General features: G+C 69.3%; 19 protein-coding genes. 8 read left to right on the forward strand and 11 right to left on the reverse strand.

What is annotated here, in order from left to right:
* Positions 1 to 125: 125 nt before the first annotated feature.
* Both ACODNG_RS12890 and ACODNG_RS12895 read left to right on the forward strand, forming a co-directional pair.
* Positions 126 to 524 (forward strand): hypothetical protein, encoded by a 399-nt coding sequence (locus ACODNG_RS12890; RefSeq protein ID WP_434521633.1) that lies wholly within the window; start codon positions 126 to 128, stop codon positions 522 to 524.
* The gene (locus ACODNG_RS12895; RefSeq protein WP_434521634.1) at positions 521 to 1456 is read left to right on the forward strand and encodes an alpha/beta hydrolase; all 936 of its coding nucleotides are present in this window, start codon (positions 521 to 523) and stop codon (positions 1454 to 1456) included. Before ACODNG_RS12890 ends, ACODNG_RS12895 begins: the two co-directional genes overlap by 4 nt.
* Before the next feature lie 45 nt (positions 1457 to 1501).
* On the opposite strand, the gene ACODNG_RS12900 is transcribed toward ACODNG_RS12895, so the two are convergent.
* A complete protein-coding gene (locus ACODNG_RS12900) occupies positions 1502 to 2770 on the reverse strand; it encodes an RNA-guided endonuclease InsQ/TnpB family protein (protein WP_434521635.1) in 1269 nt (422 codons plus the stop codon).
* A gap of 218 nt (positions 2771 to 2988) precedes the next feature.
* Between ACODNG_RS12900 and ACODNG_RS12905 the strand changes: the two genes are divergently transcribed.
* The gene (locus ACODNG_RS12905; protein ID WP_434521636.1) at positions 2989 to 3300 is read left to right on the forward strand and encodes a thiamine-binding protein; all 312 of its coding nucleotides are present in this window, start codon (positions 2989 to 2991) and stop codon (positions 3298 to 3300) included.
* Between the two features lie 33 nt (positions 3301 to 3333).
* On the opposite strand, the gene ACODNG_RS12910 is transcribed toward ACODNG_RS12905, so the two are convergent.
* From ACODNG_RS12910 to ACODNG_RS12925, 4 genes are all read right to left on the reverse strand, one after another.
* Entirely contained in the window at positions 3334 to 4035 is a 702-nt protein-coding gene (locus ACODNG_RS12910) for a hypothetical protein (RefSeq protein ID WP_434521637.1), read from the reverse strand.
* A 20-nt stretch (positions 4036 to 4055) separates the two neighbouring features.
* The gene (locus ACODNG_RS12915; protein ID WP_434521638.1) at positions 4056 to 5615 is read right to left on the reverse strand and encodes an RtcB family protein; all 1560 of its coding nucleotides are present in this window, start codon (positions 5613 to 5615) and stop codon (positions 4056 to 4058) included.
* Positions 5616 to 5713: 98 nt separating this feature from the next.
* Complete coding sequence (locus ACODNG_RS12920; protein WP_434521639.1) at positions 5714 to 6157, reverse strand: archease; 444 nt, start codon at positions 6155 to 6157, stop codon at positions 5714 to 5716.
* Positions 6154 to 6966 carry a DUF502 domain-containing protein gene (locus ACODNG_RS12925; RefSeq protein ID WP_434521640.1) on the reverse strand — a complete coding sequence of 271 codons (813 nt, stop codon included), beginning with the start codon at positions 6964 to 6966 and terminating at the stop codon, positions 6154 to 6156. The genes ACODNG_RS12920 and ACODNG_RS12925 overlap by 4 nt, the downstream gene beginning before the upstream one ends.
* 233 nt (positions 6967 to 7199) lie before the next feature.
* On the opposite strand from ACODNG_RS12925, the gene ACODNG_RS12930 reads away from it, so the two are divergent.
* Positions 7200 to 7673 carry a GNAT family N-acetyltransferase gene (locus tag ACODNG_RS12930; protein ID WP_434521641.1) on the forward strand — a complete coding sequence of 158 codons (474 nt, stop codon included), beginning with the start codon at positions 7200 to 7202 and terminating at the stop codon, positions 7671 to 7673.
* 82 nt (positions 7674 to 7755) lie between these two features.
* Complete coding sequence (gene hmgA / locus ACODNG_RS12935) at positions 7756 to 8979, forward strand: hydroxymethylglutaryl-CoA reductase (NADPH) (RefSeq protein WP_434521642.1); 1224 nt, start codon at positions 7756 to 7758, stop codon at positions 8977 to 8979.
* Positions 8980 to 9009: 30 nt separating this feature from the next.
* On the opposite strand, the gene ACODNG_RS12940 is transcribed toward hmgA, so the two are convergent.
* The 3 genes from ACODNG_RS12940 to ACODNG_RS12950 form a co-directional block, all read right to left on the reverse strand.
* Positions 9010 to 9330 (reverse strand): DUF2250 domain-containing protein, encoded by a 321-nt coding sequence (locus ACODNG_RS12940; protein WP_434521643.1) that lies wholly within the window; start codon positions 9328 to 9330, stop codon positions 9010 to 9012.
* A gap of 135 nt (positions 9331 to 9465) precedes the next feature.
* Positions 9466 to 10917, reverse strand: a complete 1452-nt coding sequence (gene cofH, locus ACODNG_RS12945; protein WP_434521644.1) for a 7,8-didemethyl-8-hydroxy-5-deazariboflavin synthase subunit CofH — start codon at positions 10915 to 10917, stop codon at positions 9466 to 9468.
* Between the two features lie 447 nt (positions 10918 to 11364).
* Positions 11365 to 12348: an HFX_2341 family transcriptional regulator gene (locus ACODNG_RS12950; protein ID WP_434521645.1), complete on the reverse strand. Its 984-nt coding sequence runs from the start codon at positions 12346 to 12348 to the stop codon at positions 11365 to 11367.
* A gap of 122 nt (positions 12349 to 12470) precedes the next feature.
* Here ACODNG_RS12950 and ACODNG_RS12955 point away from each other — a divergent pair, with 122 nt between their 5' ends.
* Entirely contained in the window at positions 12471 to 13778 is a 1308-nt protein-coding gene (locus ACODNG_RS12955) for an acetamidase/formamidase family protein (RefSeq protein ID WP_434521646.1), read from the forward strand.
* A gap of 359 nt (positions 13779 to 14137) precedes the next feature.
* Here ACODNG_RS12955 and ACODNG_RS12960 read toward each other — a convergent pair whose 3' ends face one another.
* Positions 14138 to 15124 carry a M48 family metallopeptidase gene (locus ACODNG_RS12960; RefSeq protein ID WP_434521647.1) on the reverse strand — a complete coding sequence of 329 codons (987 nt, stop codon included), beginning with the start codon at positions 15122 to 15124 and terminating at the stop codon, positions 14138 to 14140.
* 151 nt (positions 15125 to 15275) lie between these two features.
* Between ACODNG_RS12960 and ACODNG_RS12965 the strand changes: the two genes are divergently transcribed.
* Positions 15276 to 16355: an aminopeptidase gene (locus ACODNG_RS12965; protein WP_434521648.1), complete on the forward strand. Its 1080-nt coding sequence runs from the start codon at positions 15276 to 15278 to the stop codon at positions 16353 to 16355.
* Positions 16356 to 16369: 14 nt separating this feature from the next.
* Here the strand turns inward: ACODNG_RS12965 and ACODNG_RS12970 are convergent, their stop codons facing one another.
* Positions 16370 to 16768 carry a hypothetical protein gene (locus tag ACODNG_RS12970; RefSeq protein WP_434521649.1) on the reverse strand — a complete coding sequence of 133 codons (399 nt, stop codon included), beginning with the start codon at positions 16766 to 16768 and terminating at the stop codon, positions 16370 to 16372.
* A gap of 107 nt (positions 16769 to 16875) precedes the next feature.
* Between ACODNG_RS12970 and ACODNG_RS12975 the strand changes: the two genes are divergently transcribed.
* Positions 16876 to 17160, forward strand: a complete 285-nt coding sequence (locus tag ACODNG_RS12975) for an amphi-Trp domain-containing protein (RefSeq protein WP_434521650.1) — start codon at positions 16876 to 16878, stop codon at positions 17158 to 17160.
* A gap of 19 nt (positions 17161 to 17179) precedes the next feature.
* Here the strand turns inward: ACODNG_RS12975 and ACODNG_RS12980 are convergent, their stop codons facing one another.
* Positions 17180 to 17737 carry a response regulator gene (locus ACODNG_RS12980; protein ID WP_434521651.1) on the reverse strand — a complete coding sequence of 186 codons (558 nt, stop codon included), beginning with the start codon at positions 17735 to 17737 and terminating at the stop codon, positions 17180 to 17182.
* Between the last annotated feature and the right edge of the window lie 130 nt (positions 17738 to 17867).

The raw sequence follows: 17867 nt of genomic DNA on the forward strand, positions 1-17867 counted from the left end.
CGGCCGCCGAAGGCGGCCGCACCCCCGTCCGCGGCTTTCGTCCGACATCCCGTTCCCCCCTCCTCGTAGCCGCGTCGCCGTCGCGTGCCGGTACCGATTTATCCCGTCCCGCCGACGGATCGGGTATGACCGGCGACGAGCGGACGGCCGACGTGGAGCCGGCGCTCCGCAGCTACGGCGTCAGCGTCGAGTCGATCGACCGCGGCGACCCGCTGGAGCTGACGTACATGACCGCGTTCCCCGGCCGCGAGATCCACCGCGGCGAGATCGGTCGCGCGCTCAACGCGCTCATCGACCGCACGGAGGCCGACGAGTGGGACCCGGTCCGCGTCGAGGGCACGGTCGTTCGATCGCCCGGCGACGTCCTCGGTACGTGGCGCGCCGAGGCCGAGTGGTTCGAGGCGCTCACGAGCTACGAGATATCCGAGACGGAGTTCTCGGCCCGCGTGCTGGACACCGTGAGCCACGCGATCGAGGGCGCTGCTCAGCCGGCCGCCGAAACCGACCCGGAGGCGGACCGGTGACCCGCCGCGACCCGGTCAACCGCGCACAGCGACGGCTCGCGCGGCCGGCCCGCGAGCGGTTCGCCACCCGAGCGGTCGCGTTCGACGTCGACGGCGCGACCTGCCGCGGAACGTTGTACCTCCCCGGCGGCGACGCGAACGACTCCCCGGTGGTCGTGATGGCGCCCGGACTCGGCGCGGAGCGCACCTTCGGCTACCCCGCCGTCGCGGAGCGGTTCGCGGACGCGGGCTACGCCGCGCTGCTGTTCGATCACCCGGAGTTCGGCGAGTCGGACGGCGACTCGCAGGCGGTCGAACTCGACCGCCAGCGCGCGGCGTACGCGGCCGCGATCGACCGCGCGAAGCGCGTCGACGCCGTCGGCGACGACCTCGTGTTGTGGGGCGCGTCGCTGTCGGCCGGGCACGTCCTCACGCTCGCTGCGGAGCGCCGCGACGTCGACGCGGTCGTGGGGCTGGTCCCGATGCTCGACGGGCGAGCCATTGCCCTGCGGCGCGGCGGGCGGTACCTCCTCCGCTCCGGCGCCGCGGGCCTCCGCGACCTGCTCGGTCACCGGATCGGTCGCGGCCGCACCGTCCCAATCGTCGGCGGGACGGAGGAGTGCGCGGCGATCACGGAGCCGGGGACGAAGCGGAAGTACATCGACCTCGTCGACCGTGAGTCGGCGTGGCGCAACGAGACGCCCGCGCGGTCGCTGCTCGGCCTGGTCCGGTACCGACCCGTGACGCGGCTCGAGGAGATCGACGCCCCGACGCTGCTTCTCGCCGGCACCGACGACGCCATCGTCGACGCCGAGTCGGTCGCGGACGCGGGCGAGCGGCTCTCGCGGGGCACGGTCGTCTCGATGCCGGCGGACCACTTCTCCGTGCTGGGCGCGGACTTCGAGGGCGCGGTCGGTCACCAGCTGTCGTTCCTGCGCGACGCGCTCGATTGACATCCTCCCCGCCCTGAAGGGCGAGGATTCCCGAGGGTTGGGATATTATGGTTTGTAACCCACCTGTTCCCTCGGTGCGAAACGCCCCGAGGTTTGGTTGAACAGGTAGGCTACTGGCCGTGCCAAACGACCGTTACTCATATCCTCAGTGGGAGGACTCTGAGTTATCTTTCTGCGAATGTTCACCGCACCATTCACGTCTGCGTTCATCGTCGCTCCGCACGACTCACAGACGTACAACCCACGCTCCACGCGATTCGCATCACGCTTCCGACCACAACACGAACACGTCTTGCTCGTGTCTCGCTCGCTCGTGCGGTCAACAAGAATACCGTGTTCCTCAGCCTTGTATTCGAGCAACGTGGTGAAGCGGTCGAACTCCCATCCGTGGAGTTTCTTGTTCCCGCGCTTCCCCCAGTTCCGCGAGTCACCGTTTTCGTCCTCACGAATCTTGCTCAAGTCACCGATGGCGATGCGACCGACTTTGTGGTCGATACACTGCTCAACGATGTGTTTGGCGAGGGCGTGTAGGAAGTGGTCTTTCCGACGCGAGAGTCTCTGTCGGGCGCGGAGCGCACGCTTCGATGGCCCGTGATCGCCCTCCGTGTCGTACTCGTCGCGGGTGAAGTAGTGCTTGTCCTGCTTCAAGACGTTCCCCGGATACAACTCGGCGTCACCGTCGTCGTAGGCGATGGCGAGGTAGTTGCTGATACCGAGGTCGATTCCAGCCGTGTTGTCGCCGGGTGCGTCCCCAACGGGAATTTCGACTTTGCAGACGAGGTGAAGTTCCCAGCGGTCGCCGTTCCACACGGCTCGAACCTGCTGGATGTTCTCTACAGTCACGTCCGGTCGAGTCTTGTACTCTGCGAGGATGAAGTCAGAACGGTGGTTCTTCAGGTTGAACCCTTTGCTCAGACGGAGTTGATTGTGCTTGGAATCGTGTTTGATGCCGTTCTGCTTCCACGTCACGGTGGAGCGTGGATGGTTGTCGCCTCGCTTCCGGTAACCGGGAGGATTCGCGCCTGAATCACCGTTCTTGCGCTTTTTGAACCAACCGTTGAACGACTCAGCGAGTTCTTCAAGAACGCGCTGACTTGACTGAGAATGTAGGTCACTGTATCGTTCGTGGTCTTTTAATTCGCGCTTAAGATCGGCTTCGGACGGAATCTCTCCCGTGTCATCCCATTCTTGTTGGATGTGGTAGCGGGCGACGTTCCACAGTTTGGATGCTGAGTGCCCGCAGTCATCGAGGTCGTCACTCACCTGTTGGTGGTTGACGATTTTTGCTCGATAGGTGCGGGTTGTCTCCAACATCGGACTGTGTTCATAAGTACTTATGAAGAATCAAGTATTAAAAGCAACGACTGAGACGTGGAATATCCGGAGGGGCCATCGAACGTAGTTAGTGGAGGGATTGTCGGCTGTATCCCCGCCCTGAAGGGCGGGGTTTTTGCCTTGTTACTTCCATAAGTCGTCGCTCGGAACTCTGCTCCCCGCTACTGCTTAAGTGAGTTCGCAGCACAGTCTCGAACATGACAGCGATCGCAATGTTGAGCGTCGCGCCGGTGATCGAGGGGAGCATGGCCGAGGAGGTCGCGGCGGCCGTCGCCGCGCTCGACGACTTCGACGTGAGCTACGAGACGAACCCGATGGGGACCGTCATTGAGGCCGACGACGCCGAGACGCTGTTCGCGGCCGCGGCGGCCGCCCACGACGCGGTCGACGGCGACCGTGTCTCGACCGTCCTCAAGATCGACGACAAGCGGACGAGCGACGGGACCGCCGCGGAGAAGGTAGACGCGGTCGAAGATCACCTCGGTCGGGCAGCGAAGCGGGAGCGGTGACGAGTCGGCACGGCATCACCTCGACGCTCTATGTCACGCGGTGTCGATCTCGACCGACCCACCCGCGGTCGCGTCGCCCGCGGGGTTCTCGACCGCGACCTCGACGGTCGTCGTGCGGACGACGGTTGCCTCGTCGCCGCCACCGGCGAGGTCCGCGCGGAACACGACGTCGAGCGTCGTCGTGGCCGTCTCGCCGCCGGACAGGTCGGCCGCGGAGAGGGTCTCGCTCGTCACGGCGTCGCCGCGCTCGGTCGCGTCCACACGCTCGAACCGCGCGGTGAGAGCGCCGTCGACCGCGTCGAAGTCTGGCGGTGCGTCCGACGCGGCGTCGGACTGGTCGCTGCTTGGTCTCCCGACCGACGCGACGTCTCCGGGCGTCGCTTCCGGATCCGTGTCCGTCAGGGTCTCTCGGTACACCTCATCGACGCCGGCATCGCTTCCCACCGCGAGCGAGAGTGTCACGCGGTCGACGCCCTCGGAGAAGTCGGTCCACGACACTTCGAGGGCGGGCGAGAGGTACACCGACTCGACCCGACCGTCATTGCTCGTGACCGTCGGGGCGTCGCCCGCCTCAAAGGCAGCGGGGTCGCCCTCGACCGCGGCCGCCGGCTCGCTCGACGCGGCGAGGGCACCGAGACCGGTGAGGCCGCCGACCGCGACGGCGGCGGTTCCGCCGAGAAGCGTTCGTCTGGTCGGCTCTCGTTGCGTGTCGCCGTCCCGCGAGTGACTCGCCATCTCGACGGTGAGTGGCCGCGCTACCGGTGATAAGGAGTCGGAGAGGCGGGGCGAACTCGGCGACTGGACGCTATCCCTTGATGTTCGCAGACGGGGAACGTGCGCGCAACCTTGTCGCCGATGCCGAGCTCGTCGCTGACGCGGATCACCTCGTCGATGTCCTTGTAGACGCCGGGGGCCTCCTCCGCGATGGTGGCGCCGGACTCCGCTTTCACGTAGATCTGCTGGCCGTCCTCGAGGTCGTCCTGAACGTCGCCGCCCCAGAACTCCTGTTTCGCCTGCGTCCGGCTCATCAGGCGGCCGGCGCCGTGGGCGGTCGAGCCGAACGAGACCGACATCGACTCGTCGCCGCCGCGGAGCACGTACGACCCGGCGCCCATGCTGCCGGGGATGATGACGGGCTGGCCCACGTCGCGGTAGGTCTCGGGCACGTCCGCGTTGCCCGCGGGGAACGCCCGCGTCGCGCCCTTGCGGTGGACGTACAGCTCGCGCTCCGCGCGGTCGACCGCCTCGTCGCCGACGGCGGGGCGTCCCTCGGCGTCGACGCCGACCTCGTGGGTCTCTTTCTTGGCGATGTTGTGCGCCACGTCGTACAGCAGCTCCATCCCGAGGTCATCGATCGGGTCGGCGTCGAACACCTCGCCGAACGTCTCGCGGGCCTGGTGGGTGATAAGCTGGCGGTTCACCCACGCGAAGTTGATGCAGGCGCCCATCGCGCCGTAGTACTCGTCGGCCAGCTCGGAGCCGGCGGGCGCGGCCGCCAGCTCCTTGTCGGGCAGTTTCTCAAGGAGGTCGCCGTGCTCCTTCTCGATCCGCCGGAGGTAGTCGTTACAGGTCTGGTGGCCCAGCCCGCGGCTGCCGCAGTGGATCAGGACGACGATACCGTCCTCCGCCAGCCCGTACGCCTCGGCCACGTCCTCCCGGAACACGTCGGTGACGCGCTGGACCTCCAGGAAGTGGTTGCCCGAGCCGAGCGACCCCATCTGGTTGCGGCCGCGGTCCATCGCCTTCTGGGAGACGTGCTCCGGGCGCGCGTCGGGGCGACGGCCCTCGTCCTCGCAGTGCGCGAGGTCGCTCTCGATCCCGTACCCCGCCTCGACCGCCCACTCGACGCCGCGTTCGAGGGCGCCCTCGATGGCGTCCGCGTCGCCGCCGATCACGCCGCCGCCGCCCAGCCCGGAGGGGATCGCCTCGAAAAGTGCGTCAACCAGCTCCTCCTCCCGCCCGCGCACGTCGTCGTAGGTGAGGTTCGTTCGGACCATTCGGACGCCGCAATTTATATCATAGCCGACCGCTCCGGGCGAGATACAGCCGGTTCGGGCGTCGATAGCGCCGACGCCGCCGACCGGGAAGCCGTACCCCTGGTGCCCGTCGGGCATACAGAGGGCCGGCTCGACCATCCCGGGGAGGTGGGTGGCGTTCTTCAGCTGCTGGAGCGAGTCGTCCTCGCCGATCTCTTCGAGCAGCGACTCGCTGGCGAGGACCCGCGCGGGGACGTTCATGTCCCCCTCGCGGGGGATCTCCCAGACGTGCTCGCGCACCTTCTCCAGTCGGATTCCGTCGAACTCGCGCGTGGTCATACACGGCGTTCGACGCGGGGAGGCAAGGGCGTTGCGTCAGCGGGCGGGGGTGCCACCCCCGCCCCGTCGAGGCGGATTCCGGCCGCCTGCCCGCGGCCTCACACGTCGAACACGACGTACGCGTACCACTCGTCGTCTCGGCGTTCGAGCGCCATCTCGGAGTACGTGACCGCCTTGATCTCCCGGGCCGCCACCGCGTCGAGCGGGACGCCGCGCGCGCTGGCCGCGAGCCGCCACTCGTCCGGGTCTGCGGGATTGTTCTGCCGGTCCCCCTCACCCGGTTCGACCACTGCGCACCGGTGGTCGGCCGGGAGGACGAGCCGCACGTCGCGCTCGTAGATCAGCCGGCCGAGGTAGTCGAACAGCAGCGCCTCACGGCTCTCGGCGGCGACCTCGAGTTCGAAGCGATCGCCGGCGTCCGGGACCGACTCCGCGCTCGCGGCCGCGAGTCCGTCGGCGACCGCCGCGAACAGCGCCGAGAGGCTGTCGGCGGTCGCCTCGACGGCGACGTCGGCGGTGTGGTCGCGGAGTTCGTAGCTCATCGCCCGCCGCTCTCTCCGCCGGTCTCGTCGCGGGACGCCTCGGCGCTCCCCGGTCGCTCGTCGGTCTGGAACCGGGCGTCGATGGTCTGCTCCGGCGCCCCGGCGCGGAGGTCCTCCGGGTCGACGTCGTCGAGGTCGGCGGCGACCTCCTCCAGCGCGACGCCGCTGGTCACCAGCGCGCGGATCCCCTCGTCGACGCTCAACTCGACGTCGACGACCCGACGGTCGGGGACGAAGACGACATGGCCGCCCATCACCGGGTTCGGCGCCATCGGCATGAACAGGGTCCGCATGCCATCCCCCTCGCTGTCCGCGTGGTCCGCGATGACGGCGGGCGTCTCGCTCGTGACGAACGCGAGGGTGTAGGTGTCTTCGGTCGGGAACTCCACGAGGACGACCTCGCGGAAGTTTCCCCCGTCAGACTCCAGCATGGCGTCGCTCATCTGTCGGAACCCCTGATAGACGGAGCCGACGCCCGGGACGCGCTCGACCGCCTCGTCGACGTAGTCGACGGCGCGCTCGCCGTACCGCGATGACTCGACGCCCACGCCGATGACGAGGATGGCGGCCACGAACACGACCGGGGTCGCGATCTCGATCGCGAGCTCCCGGGAGATCGCACCGATCAGCGGCAGTCCGCCGCCCGGCGACACGGCGACGACCGCCGACGAGAACACGTCGAGGTAGTTGTACACCGCGTTGAACGCGACGGCGAGGACGACCAGCGTGATGACGGCGGGGACGACCACGGCGACGCCCGTGAGGAACGCCCGTCGGAGCAGTTCGGCTCCCGACGACTCGTCGGTCATTGATCGCGACCACGCGCGACCGCGACAAAACGTTTCCGTCGTGGTCTCGGTGTCGACGCGGACAGGGGTCGCCCCGTCGAGAGCGGGTCTGCCGCCACAACGCTCTCGCGTCCGCAACGCTTCGCGTCCGCAAACGCTTTCGCGCCCGCAACGCTTTCGCTGGCGGCGGAGCCGTCCGCAACGGTCCCCGCTGGCGGTGGAGTTATATTCCGCTGGCGTATTAGGTCATCGCAGTGAGCGTCAACGTCGAAAAGCGGGTCGACCCGCCCGGCGAGTCCGACTACGCGACCGCCGCGTGGGAGCTCAAAGAGCACATTCGGTCCGCTGAGGGCGTCCTCCGACAGCGACGCGGCTTCTTCGTCGACGCGTACCGCCGGTCGACCGCCCACCTGCTCGTCGAGAACGACCGGCTCGTCGCGTTCGCCTCCGTCCGACGAGACGGGTACATCCTCTTTCTTGCCGTCCACCCCGACCACCGCGGCCGCGGCCACGCCGAGCGCCTCATCGCGGACGTCGCGGAGCAGCACCGGTCGGTCACCTGTCACGCCCGTACGACCAACCGCTCGGCGCTCGGCTTCTACGAGCACCTCGGATTCGAGGTGATCCGCCGCATCGACGACTACTACGAGGACGGCGGCGACGCCTACTACCTCAAGCTGGGCGGCGAGTCGATCCGCGAGCGGCTCTCCGGGTTCGTCGGGCGGTAGTCAGCGATCTCTGACCGCTCTCTCCGCCCCCGAAGGCCGCGGAACCGACAGTACTTAGCGCCCGCCGCGAGGAACGACCGGCATGTCGCAACCGACTCCCGCGGACCTCGCGGCCCGGGTCCGCGACGGCGACCTCCGCTTCCACGAGCTGGAAGACCACGCCGACGCCGACGCCGCGACCGCCGCGCGCCGGCTGCTCGTCGCGGAGGCGACCGACGCCGACCTCGACCCGCTCGGCGAGTACGCCTTCGACGCCGAGGCCGTCCACGGCTCGAACATCGAGAACACCCTCGGCGGCGTTCAGGTCCCCGTCGGCGTCGCCGGTCCGGTGACCGTCGACGGCGGATCGGGGTCGGCCGAGCGCTACCTCCCGCTCGCGACCACCGAGGGAGCGCTCGTCGCGTCGATCAACCGCGGCTGTTCCGCCATCGACGACGGCGGCGGCGCGACCGCGCGGGTGACGAAGAGCGGGATGACCCGCGCCCCCGTGTTCCGGGTCGCGGGCGTCGCCGAGGCCGAGGCGCTGGTCGCCTGGGTCCGCGACAGCGTCCCCGCGCTGCGCGAGGCGGCCGAGTCGACGACGAGCCACGGCGAACTGCTCGACGTGACGCCGTACGTCGTCGGCAACAACGTCTTCCTGCGGTTCCGCTACGACACGAAGGACGCGATGGGGATGAACATGGCCACCATCGCGACCCGTGAGGCCTGCGACGTGGTCGAGGCGGAGACGGACGCGTCGCTGGTCGCGCTGTCGGGGAACCTCTGTTCGGACAAGAAGCCGGCCGCGATCAACGCGGTCGAGGGCCGTGGACGCTCGGTCGTCGCGGACGCGACGATCCCGCGCGAGGTCGTCGAGGAGCGCCTCCACACGACCCCGGAGGCCGTCGCCGAGATCAACACCCGGAAGAACCTCGTCGGCTCCGCGAAGGCGGGCGCGCTCGGCTTCAACGCCCACGTCGCCAACGCGGTCGCGGCGATGTTCCTCGCCACCGGACAGGACGAGGCGCAGGTCGTCGAGGGGGCGAACGCGATCACCACCGCCGAGACGACCGCCGACGGCGACCTCTACGTCTCCGTCTCGCTGGCGAGCCTCGAAGTGGGGACGGTCGGCGGCGGGACGAAGCTGCCGACGCAGCGGGCGAGCCTGGAGATCCTCGGCGTCGCCGGCGGCGGCGACCCGGCCGGGAGCAACGCCGACGCGCTCGCGGAGTCGATCGCGGTGTGCGCGCTCGCGGGCGAACTCAACCTGCTCGCTGCGCTCGGCTCGCGACACCTCTCGTCGGCGCACGAGGAACTTGGCCGATAAACGGACGTTTCGGCCCGCGAACTCCTTCCCTCAATCCGACCAGCACGGACAGTCGTCGCGGAGCGCGTCCCGTCCCGCGTCGGTGATCCGGTACACCGCCTCGCCGGAGACGCGCTCGACGAGTCCGGCGTCTTCGAGCGCGGTCAGCCGGGACTCCACGTGGTCGTCGTAGAGTCCGGTGTTCCCGGCGACGAACGCCTGGTAGTCGGCGCCGACGTCGGCGAGGTACGAGAGCAGCCGCTCGTCGGAGCGCGTGAGCGACGGACGGTCGGGGTCGATCCGCCCGTCGCGTTCCCCAGCATCCGAACCCCCTGCCGGACGGTCGGTCGGCTGTGCGTCAGGTGTGGCCATCTCACATACGGTGACGCGTATCGCGGTAAAGGGACCACCGGCAGTTCCCACTCGCTGGGAGTCGCCAGCGCTCGGCGGAACGTATTCGGTTTCCAACCGGTTTTCTCGGGCGTCGACTCGGTCCGCTCGGCCGGTTCAGTCGTCGGCGGAGGACGCACCGGCCGCGTCGCCGCCGTTTCCGCCGCCGGACGAACGGTTCGGCAGCAACGGCGTCCCGTCGGCTCGCGGGCCGAGTTGCGGGCCGTACGGGCCGTTGTCGGGGTCGATGCGGCGCCGAGTCCGGTAGTCGGTCGAGCGCTCCACCGGGGTCCGCCCGATAGCCGCGATCATCTCGACGTAGTCGTCGAACGAGCGGTACTCGCCGTACTCGCCGCCCGCGCGACTGGTGATCTCCTCCGAGAGGATGGTGCCCATGAAGTCGTCGGCGCCGCAGTTGAGCAGCTTCAGCCCGTGGGCGTCGCCCGACTTCACCCACGAGGCCTGGACGTGGTCGACGTTGTCGAGGAAGAGCCGCGCCACGGCGACCACTAGCTCGTCCTCTGCGCGCGAGGGCCCGGAGTCGACGACGCCGCGGCGGTAGAGCGGCGTGTTCTGGTGGATAAAGGAGAGCGGGACGAACTCCGTGATCGCGCCCGTGCGGTCCTGGAGGTCGCGGATAACCTTCAGGTGTTGCGCCCGATGCGCGACCGTCTCGACGTGGCCGTACATCATCGTCGAGGTGATGTCAAGTCCGGCGGCGGCCGCGCCTTCCATCGCCGCCACCCAGTCGTCGGTGCGGATCTTCCCCGGGCAAATCACGTCGCGGACCTCGTCGACGAGGATCTCGGCGGCGGTGCCCGGCGCGGAGTCGAGGCCCGCGGCCGCCAGTTCGCGGTAGACGGTCTCGTACTCCCAGTCGGTGCCGCGGGCGGCGTGGTACGCCTCCTCCGGCGTCATCGAGTGGAGGTGGACGCCGCCGACCGACATGGCTTCCATCTGTTCGAGATAGGTGCCCGGGTCGGTCGCGTACGTCTCGGGGGGCTTGTAGTTCACCTCGCTCGCGGGGTCGTCGTGCGCGGCGAGGATCTCGTGGTGCTCCCCGTTCAGCGCGAACGCCGGGTGAAGCCCCGAGACGGAGCAGACCTCGTAGATCCCCATGTCGAGGGCGTCATCGACGATTTCACGTGACTCGGCGGGCGTCTTGGTGAACCCCGCGTGCTCCACCTCGCTGTCGGCCTCGAACGCGTGCGCGGAGTCCTTGAAGTTACAGAACAGGCAGCCGGTGTTGCAGGCCGTGGTGACGTTGTTGTTGAGGTTGGCAACGAAGGTGACCTCGTCGCCGACTTCCTCGGCCCTACGCCGGTCGGCCGCCTCCAGCACCGCCTCCTTGCGGACAGGGTCGATCCCCGACGACTCCGTGCCGGTGGCGAGCAGTTCCGTCGCGTCGTCGACCGAAAGCCGGACGCCGTCGCGGGCCTTCGCGAGCGCGTTCTCGAACGACTGGTCGGTCGCGGGCGTCGCGAAGTCGAACCCCTCTGCGCCGCTCTCCGACCGCCTGTCTCCGTCGCCGTCCGATCCGCTCGCGTCGGAACTACCCCCCGAACTCATCCCCTAACGCTCCCGGTTCCACCCTGATAAACGGGCGGGTCGCGACACCGGTCGAGTCGGAGAATCGGCGCCGATCACGAACGTCTGTTTATAAATAGATCCAGGCGCTGCGACGTTTACTTATAAACAACTGCGGTGGCGCGTGCCGATGAGCGCCCGAAGGGCGCGAATCGCACGCGCGAGGGAGTCGGGCGGCCGGAGCAAAGCGGAGGCCGGCCGACGAGGCTGGGGAGGTGTGAGGCGCTGTGCGGTTGCGGTGCGGGGCGGGACTCGAAAGGGGCAGCCGGGAGGCGGACAGAGGCGACGTAAGCACCGCAGGAGCGAGTGAAACGAGCGACGAGGAGCGCAGCGAGCGTCTGTCCGCCTCCCGGCTGGGGCTTTGGAAGTGTTCTCTGCCGATCTGCCGGTGTCGGTTTACAAGTAATCGATCGATTCGCCAACCACTGGTTACGCCACGTCTCGATCTTCGTCGGCGTGCGAACGCACCCACAACTGCCCGATCCGCGAAAGACTCGTCCGGTAGGACTTCCCGTGTTCCTCGCGCTCGATGTACCCCTTGCCGCCGGGACCCAACCGATCGACGTTATAAATCACCTTCGAGCGGAACGAGTCGGTGTACTCCTCGTTGAGCTCGGCCGCGAGCGTCTCCGCCAGCTCCGAGACGGACTCGAACTCGCCGTGCTCGCCGAGGGTGAAAAGCACCAGCTCCTCGAACGGCTTGACGTTCTGGAAGGAGGCGACCGGCAGCTCGATGACGTGGCGGTCGCCAATTTTCTTCGCGCCGATGGTAGTCCCGCGCTCGTCGAACTCCGCGAGGAGGTCCGTGGTGCTCGCCAGCCGGTCCGCGACGCGGTCGGGGTCGACGCCCGCGTCCGCCAGCGCCTCGGCGTCGCTCTCGTCGTCGAGGTCGCGCAGGAGGTCGCGCGTCGCGCGCAGTTCCTCCGCGAGTTCGGTTTCGAGGTACTTCTCGGGGGCCGTGTAGTAGGTGTGGATGCGGTCGCGGTCCGCCTGCCGCTCGACCATGATCGAGTGGGCCGCGGTCGCGAACGCGAAGGAGACGGGCCGGGGCATCGAACAGAGGTTCACCCACACCTCGCGCTCGTCGGCGGGCGCGTCGGCCTCCCCGGAATCGTCGCCCCCGCCCGCCGCGCCGTCGCGGTCCAGCTCCGCGTTGATCAGGTCGAAGGCGCGCTCGAAGGCGGCGTCGTAGTCGTACACGTCGTCCAGTTGCTCGCGTACCGTCTCGGCGCCGAGCAGGTTCGTGAAGTCCTGCTCCAGCTTGCGCGCGATGTTGCGCGAGTACTCGACGTTGGCCTCGCTGCCGACGGTCCCCTCCAGGAGGATCACCCGGTCGACGTCGAACTGGTCCCGGATGAGCGGGGCGATCATCCGGTCGTAGTCGAACCCGACGGGCACGACGTGGGTCTGCATACGCGAGCCGTTTGACGCGGCGCGGTTATAAACGACCGCAACCGGCCGCGGCGCCGCCGGACCGCCCGGCCCCTACCGCGAGCAGTAGGATTATCTCGGTCTGCGCCGTACGTTAACACGGTATGTCACAGCAAGGCGTTCAAGAGGAGCTGTACGTCGACCAGTACACGCTCGGGCTGGTCGGACCCGATCAGGAGTGGGCCGGGACGGTCGCGGACGGCGGGACGGTGACGACGTACACGCCGCCGGGGTGTTGGGGCCCGATGGTGACCCCCTCGTTCCGAGGCGGCCACGAGGTGACCCGCCCGATCCGCGTCGAGGGCGCGGAGGTGGGCGACGCCGTCGCGATCCACATCCGCGACGTGGAGGTGACGAGCATGGCCACCAGCACGGGGTCGATGGCGGAGCGCGAGGGCGCGTTCGGCGACGACCCCTTCGTCGACCACCGCTGTCCCGAGTGCGGCACGACGTGGCCCGACTCCGTCGTCGAGGGCACCGGCGAGGACGCGATCCGCTGCGCAGAGTGCGGCGCGAACGCCTCCTCGTTCGGCTTCGAGTACGGCTACACCGTCGCGTTCGACCACGAGAACGCGGTCGGGATCACGCTCGACAAGGAGGGCGCCCACGAGCTGGCGCTCGACGCCGACGAGGTGATGGACATTCCCGAGAACGCCCGGCAGCACCCGATCCTGCTGTACGAGCCGGACGGGATGTCCGGCACGCTCGGTCGCCTCCGACCCTTTATCGGCAACATCGGCACGACGCCGCCGGTGACGATGCCCGACTCGCACAACGCGGGCGACTTCGGGCAGAACCTGATCGGCGCCGACCATGACTACGGCGTCGAGACGGAGGAAGACCTCGACCTGCGGACCGACGGCCACATGGACGTGCCCGAGGTCCGGGCGGGCGCGACGCTGATCTGCCCGGTCGTCGTCGACGGCGGCGGGGTCTACGTCGGCGACCTCCACGCGAACCAGGGCGACGGGGAGCTATCCCTCCACACCACCGACGTGAGCGGGACGGTCACGATGGACGTCGAGGTGATCGAGGACGTCGACCTCGACGGCCCGGTCCTGCTGCCGAACGAGGCAGACCTCCCGTTCATCAGCGCGCCCTACAGCGACGAGGAGGTCGCAGCGGGCGAGGGTCTCGGGGAGGAGCACGGCGTCGACGTTGACACCGACGCCGCCCCGATCCAGGTGATCGGCTCCGGCGCGACCGTCAACGACGCCACCCAGAACGCCTTCGACCGCGCCGGCACCCTGCTCGGCATGAGCGAGGGCGAGGTCCGCGGCCGGTGTACGTTCACCGGCGGCGTCCAGATCGGCCGGCTTCCCGGCGTCGTCCAGCTCGATATGCTGGTCCCGTCGGACGTGCTGGAAGCGTCCGGACTCGACGACGTGACGCGCGAAAAGTACGACTTATAGATCAGGGCGTCCGTCGTCGCGGTCGATCACCTATCTATTGCTGCCAGCGGACCGACGGCGCACACCTCCAAAGCCCCAGCCGGGAGGACTCGCGCGACTCGCTGCGGTCCTCGTCGCTCGCTTCGCTCGCTTCTGCGGTCCTTGCGTCGTCGTGCTTCGCCCTCCCGGCTGCCCCTTTGAGTCCCACCCCGCCCCGCAACCGCACCTCACCCCTCCCCAGCCTCGCGGTTCGCTCGGGGTTCCCTGCGGTCACCCCTCTCTCACCGCGTCCCTCGCGCGTGCTCCTCGCGGCCGCCGGAGGCGGCCGCTCGCAGGCACGCGCCACCGCAGTACCGACCGAATCGCGTGTCGCACGCCTTTCACCGCCGGGACCGTCCTCGTCCGACGGCCGCCCGCGACGGTCCCGCGGGAATCCGCCGCGTCGGTCCCTGCGACTCGGCCATCTGCCGCAGGCGCTCGACGCGCTCGTCGGTCGAGGGGTGCGTCGACAGCCAGCGCTCGGCCGCCTCGTCGGTCCGCTTGTGCGTCGAGAAGGGCGCGAACGGCCACGACGGCTCCGTCGCGCGCTCGATCCGGCGGAGCGCCTGCGCGAGCGCTATCGGGTCGCCGGTCACCTCGGCCGCGCGGTCGTCGGCCGCGAACTCCCGCTTTCGCGACCGCGACCGGGCGACGAGCGTCGCGAGGACGAACCCCGCGAACAGCCCGCCCGCGAGCGCCCGATGAAGCCGCGCGAAGAGGCCCGACCGATCGCTCGGTCGTCCGCGGATCCACGCCGACGCGGCCGCGAGTCCGGAGAGCGCGAGCAGCGCCGGCAGCGCCGCGACCGTTGCGACACCCACCAGCGAGCGCCCGATCCCGTCGGCCATCGCGATCGCGAACCCGTCGTTCCCTTCCAGGTGCGCCAGCTCGTGCGCGAGGATCGTCTCGACCTCGCGGGGCGACAGCAGCCGGAACAGCGACCGGTCGATCACCAGCGCGCCGCCGTCGCCCCCGCCCCCGACCGCGAACGCGTTCGGCGCGCGGGCGTCAGTGACGTAGAGGTCCGGGCGCGCGAGGTCCATCCGCGCCGCGAGCGAGTCGATTCGGCGGTGGAGGTCCGGCGCCCGCTTTCGGGGGACGCGGTCCCCCTCCAGGTTCGCGAGGATCTGCGCAGTGCCGAGCCGATAGCTGAGGTACGCCGACCCGAGCGCGCCCGCGGCTACCAGCGCGAGGAGGACCGGGAGGTCGGGTCGGGCGGCCCAGACCGCGCGTAGCAGGTCAGCGACGAACAGCGCCGCGGTCAGGTAGGCGGCGAGCAGGGCGACGCCGACGACCGCCGCGGCCGCGCGGAACGCGAGCCGAGACATACCCGGAGCTACGCGACGGCGGGGCAAACGCGTTGCGGCCGGGGCGTTCGGCGGTCGTCGCCGCCGCTGCGCGACGGCTCCCGCACCCGGGTTCCCCACCCGCCACGCCGGAAGGAAAAGCGGTAATTCCCCGGCCGCGAAACCGGCTGTCATGGACGCACGCGTACGCGAACACGCGGAGATCATCGCCGACCACGCCACCGGCATCGAGTCGGGCGACGACGTGGTCATCCAGATGCCGAAAGAGGCCGAAGAGCTCGCGGTCGCGCTCCACGAGGTCTGCGGCGACCGCGGGGCGAACCCGGTCTACCTCAACTACTCGAAGCGCGCCCAGCGCGCGTTCAAGCGCTCGTCCGAGGAGTTCACGGAGCCGAGCCACCGGCGGGCGCTCTACGAGGAGGCCGACGTGTTCGTCATCGCGCGCGGCGGCGCGAACGCCACCGAGGACGCCGACGTCGACCCCGACACCAACGCCGCGTACAACCGCGCGATGGAGGAGGTCAAGCGGACGCGGCTCTCGAAGACGTGGTGTCTCACGCAGTACCCGACCGCGAGCCACGCCCAGCTCGCCGGGATGAGCACCGAGGCGTACGAGAACTTCGTCTGGGACGCCGTCTCGCTCGACTGGGACGAACAGCGCGAGTTCCAGTCGAACATGGTCGAGATTCTGGACGCGGCAGACGAGGTGCGAATCAAGTCGGGCGACGAGACCGACCTCACGCTCGACGTGTCGGGGAACTCCACGCTCAACGACCAGGGCGAGGCGAACCTCCCCGGCGGCGAGGTGTTCACCGCGCCGACGCGCGACGGCGTCGACGGCGAGGTCCACTTCGACCTGCCCCTCTACCGCTACGGCCGCGAGATCGAGGGGGTCCGGCTCCGGTTCGAGGACGGCGAGGTCGTCTCCCACTCCGCCGAGCGCAACGAGGACCTGCTCTCCGGCATCCTCGACACCGACGAGGGGTCCCGCCGCCTCGGCGAACTCGGCATCGGGATGAACCGCCAGATCGACCGGTTCACCTACAACATGCTGTTCGACGAGAAGATGGGCGACACGGTCCACATGGCGGTCGGCTCCGCGTATCCGGAGACGGTCGGCGGCGACAACGAGGTCAACGAGTCCGCCGAGCACGTCGACATGATCGTCGACATGAGCGAGGACTCCGTCATCGAGGTCGACGGCGAGGTCGTCCAGCGGAACGGGACGTTCGTCTTCGAGGACGGGTTCTGAGGCCGGTCGCCGTTTCACTCCGATCCGGCGGAGTCATCGCGCTCGTCGCTCCGGCGGAGGAACGCCGCGTACGCGACGAGGAGGACGACGAACAGCCCGACCGTGCCGATCGCGGCGATTCCCGGGGAGTCCGCGAGCGGCGCGATCTCCCCGTCGGGCGCCGCGACGACGTCCACGACGCCGGTGCCGATCGACAGCGCCAGCACCGCGATCCACATCGCCCCCACGGCGTAGCCGAGTTCGACGAGCTTGTCGGCCCACGCCGCGTGCGCGACGACCGCGCCGCCGCCGAGGATCGGAACCGCGACGAGCGGACTCGTCGGATCGGGTAGGAGGACGCTCCCGCCGAGGGCGATCGCCGTCCAGTAGACGGCGACGGCGACGACCGTGCGGAGCGAGTCGGGGAGGGACACGAAGTGGGAGTTCGGTCGGGTGCCACAAAACGATCGGGGGCGCCGCGCCGCGGTCCCCCGCCGACGCCGGGTTGGTCTTTAAGATTCGAGGCGGCGTACGGCCGCCTATGCCAGAAGAAGTCCTGTTCAAATCGGAGAGCCGCCGGAGCCGCGAGGAGATCGCCGCGTACCTGCGGACGGTCGCGGACTCGCTGGACGCGGGCAACGCGATCACCCTCAAACGCGGCGACGAGTCGACGACGCTGGAGCCGCCCGCGCGACCGACCTTCGAGGTGAAAGCGGAGCGCGAGGGACCGGCCGAGGGACCGGGCGAGCTGAGCGTCGAGTTCGAACTGGAGTGGGACGAGGACGGCGGCGAGAAGAGCGCTGACGGCGAGCTGGAGATCGAGTAATCGGAAGGGGCGTCGCCGCCTACGGCACCTCGCCCGGGACCTCGACGAACGCGTCCCGCGCGGAGAGGTGATCGAGCGTGTCGTCGACTTCGAGCCGGACGGACTCCATCCGCTCGACGAGCTCCTCGTACTCCTCGGAGCCCGTCGTGCCGGCGGCTTCGAGCGCCGCCTTCTTCGAGGCGAGCGCGAAGAACTCCTGGCTCCGCTCGTCGAAGGCGGCGCGGTGGAGGAGCACCTCGACGAGCGTGAGCAGGTCCTCCTTGGTGACCGGCTTCGTCTTGTAGTCGTCGAACGGCATCTCGACGATGTCGACGTCCGGCTCGACCGCGGTCAGCATCGCCACGCGGGCGTCGTACCCCTCGCCGCGGATCTCCTCTAACACCTCGTGGCCCGACATGTCGGGCATCCGCCGGTCGAGGAGGACGACGTCGACCGACTCGTCCATCGCGTCGAGCGCCCCCTCGCCCCCGGTCGCGATCCGAACGTCGTAGGCCGGGTCGAGGTACACCCGGTACAGCTCTGCGAGGTCCGGCTCGTCGTCGACCGCGAGGACGGTCGCGTCCGGATCTCCGCTCATGGGCGGGGCCTCCCGGTCCGCGTCTCGCTGTCCGCGAGCCTCGGACCGGTGCGTCCGCCCGCCGTTCGTGCGTCCATACGGACCGCTTGTTCCGTTCCGTGTAAAAACGTTCACTCCCTGTTATCGATGT

This window comes from Halorubrum sp. AS12 (genome assembly GCF_051122765.1).
Taxonomy (GTDB): domain Archaea; phylum Halobacteriota; class Halobacteria; order Halobacteriales; family Haloferacaceae; genus Halorubrum; species Halorubrum trapanicum.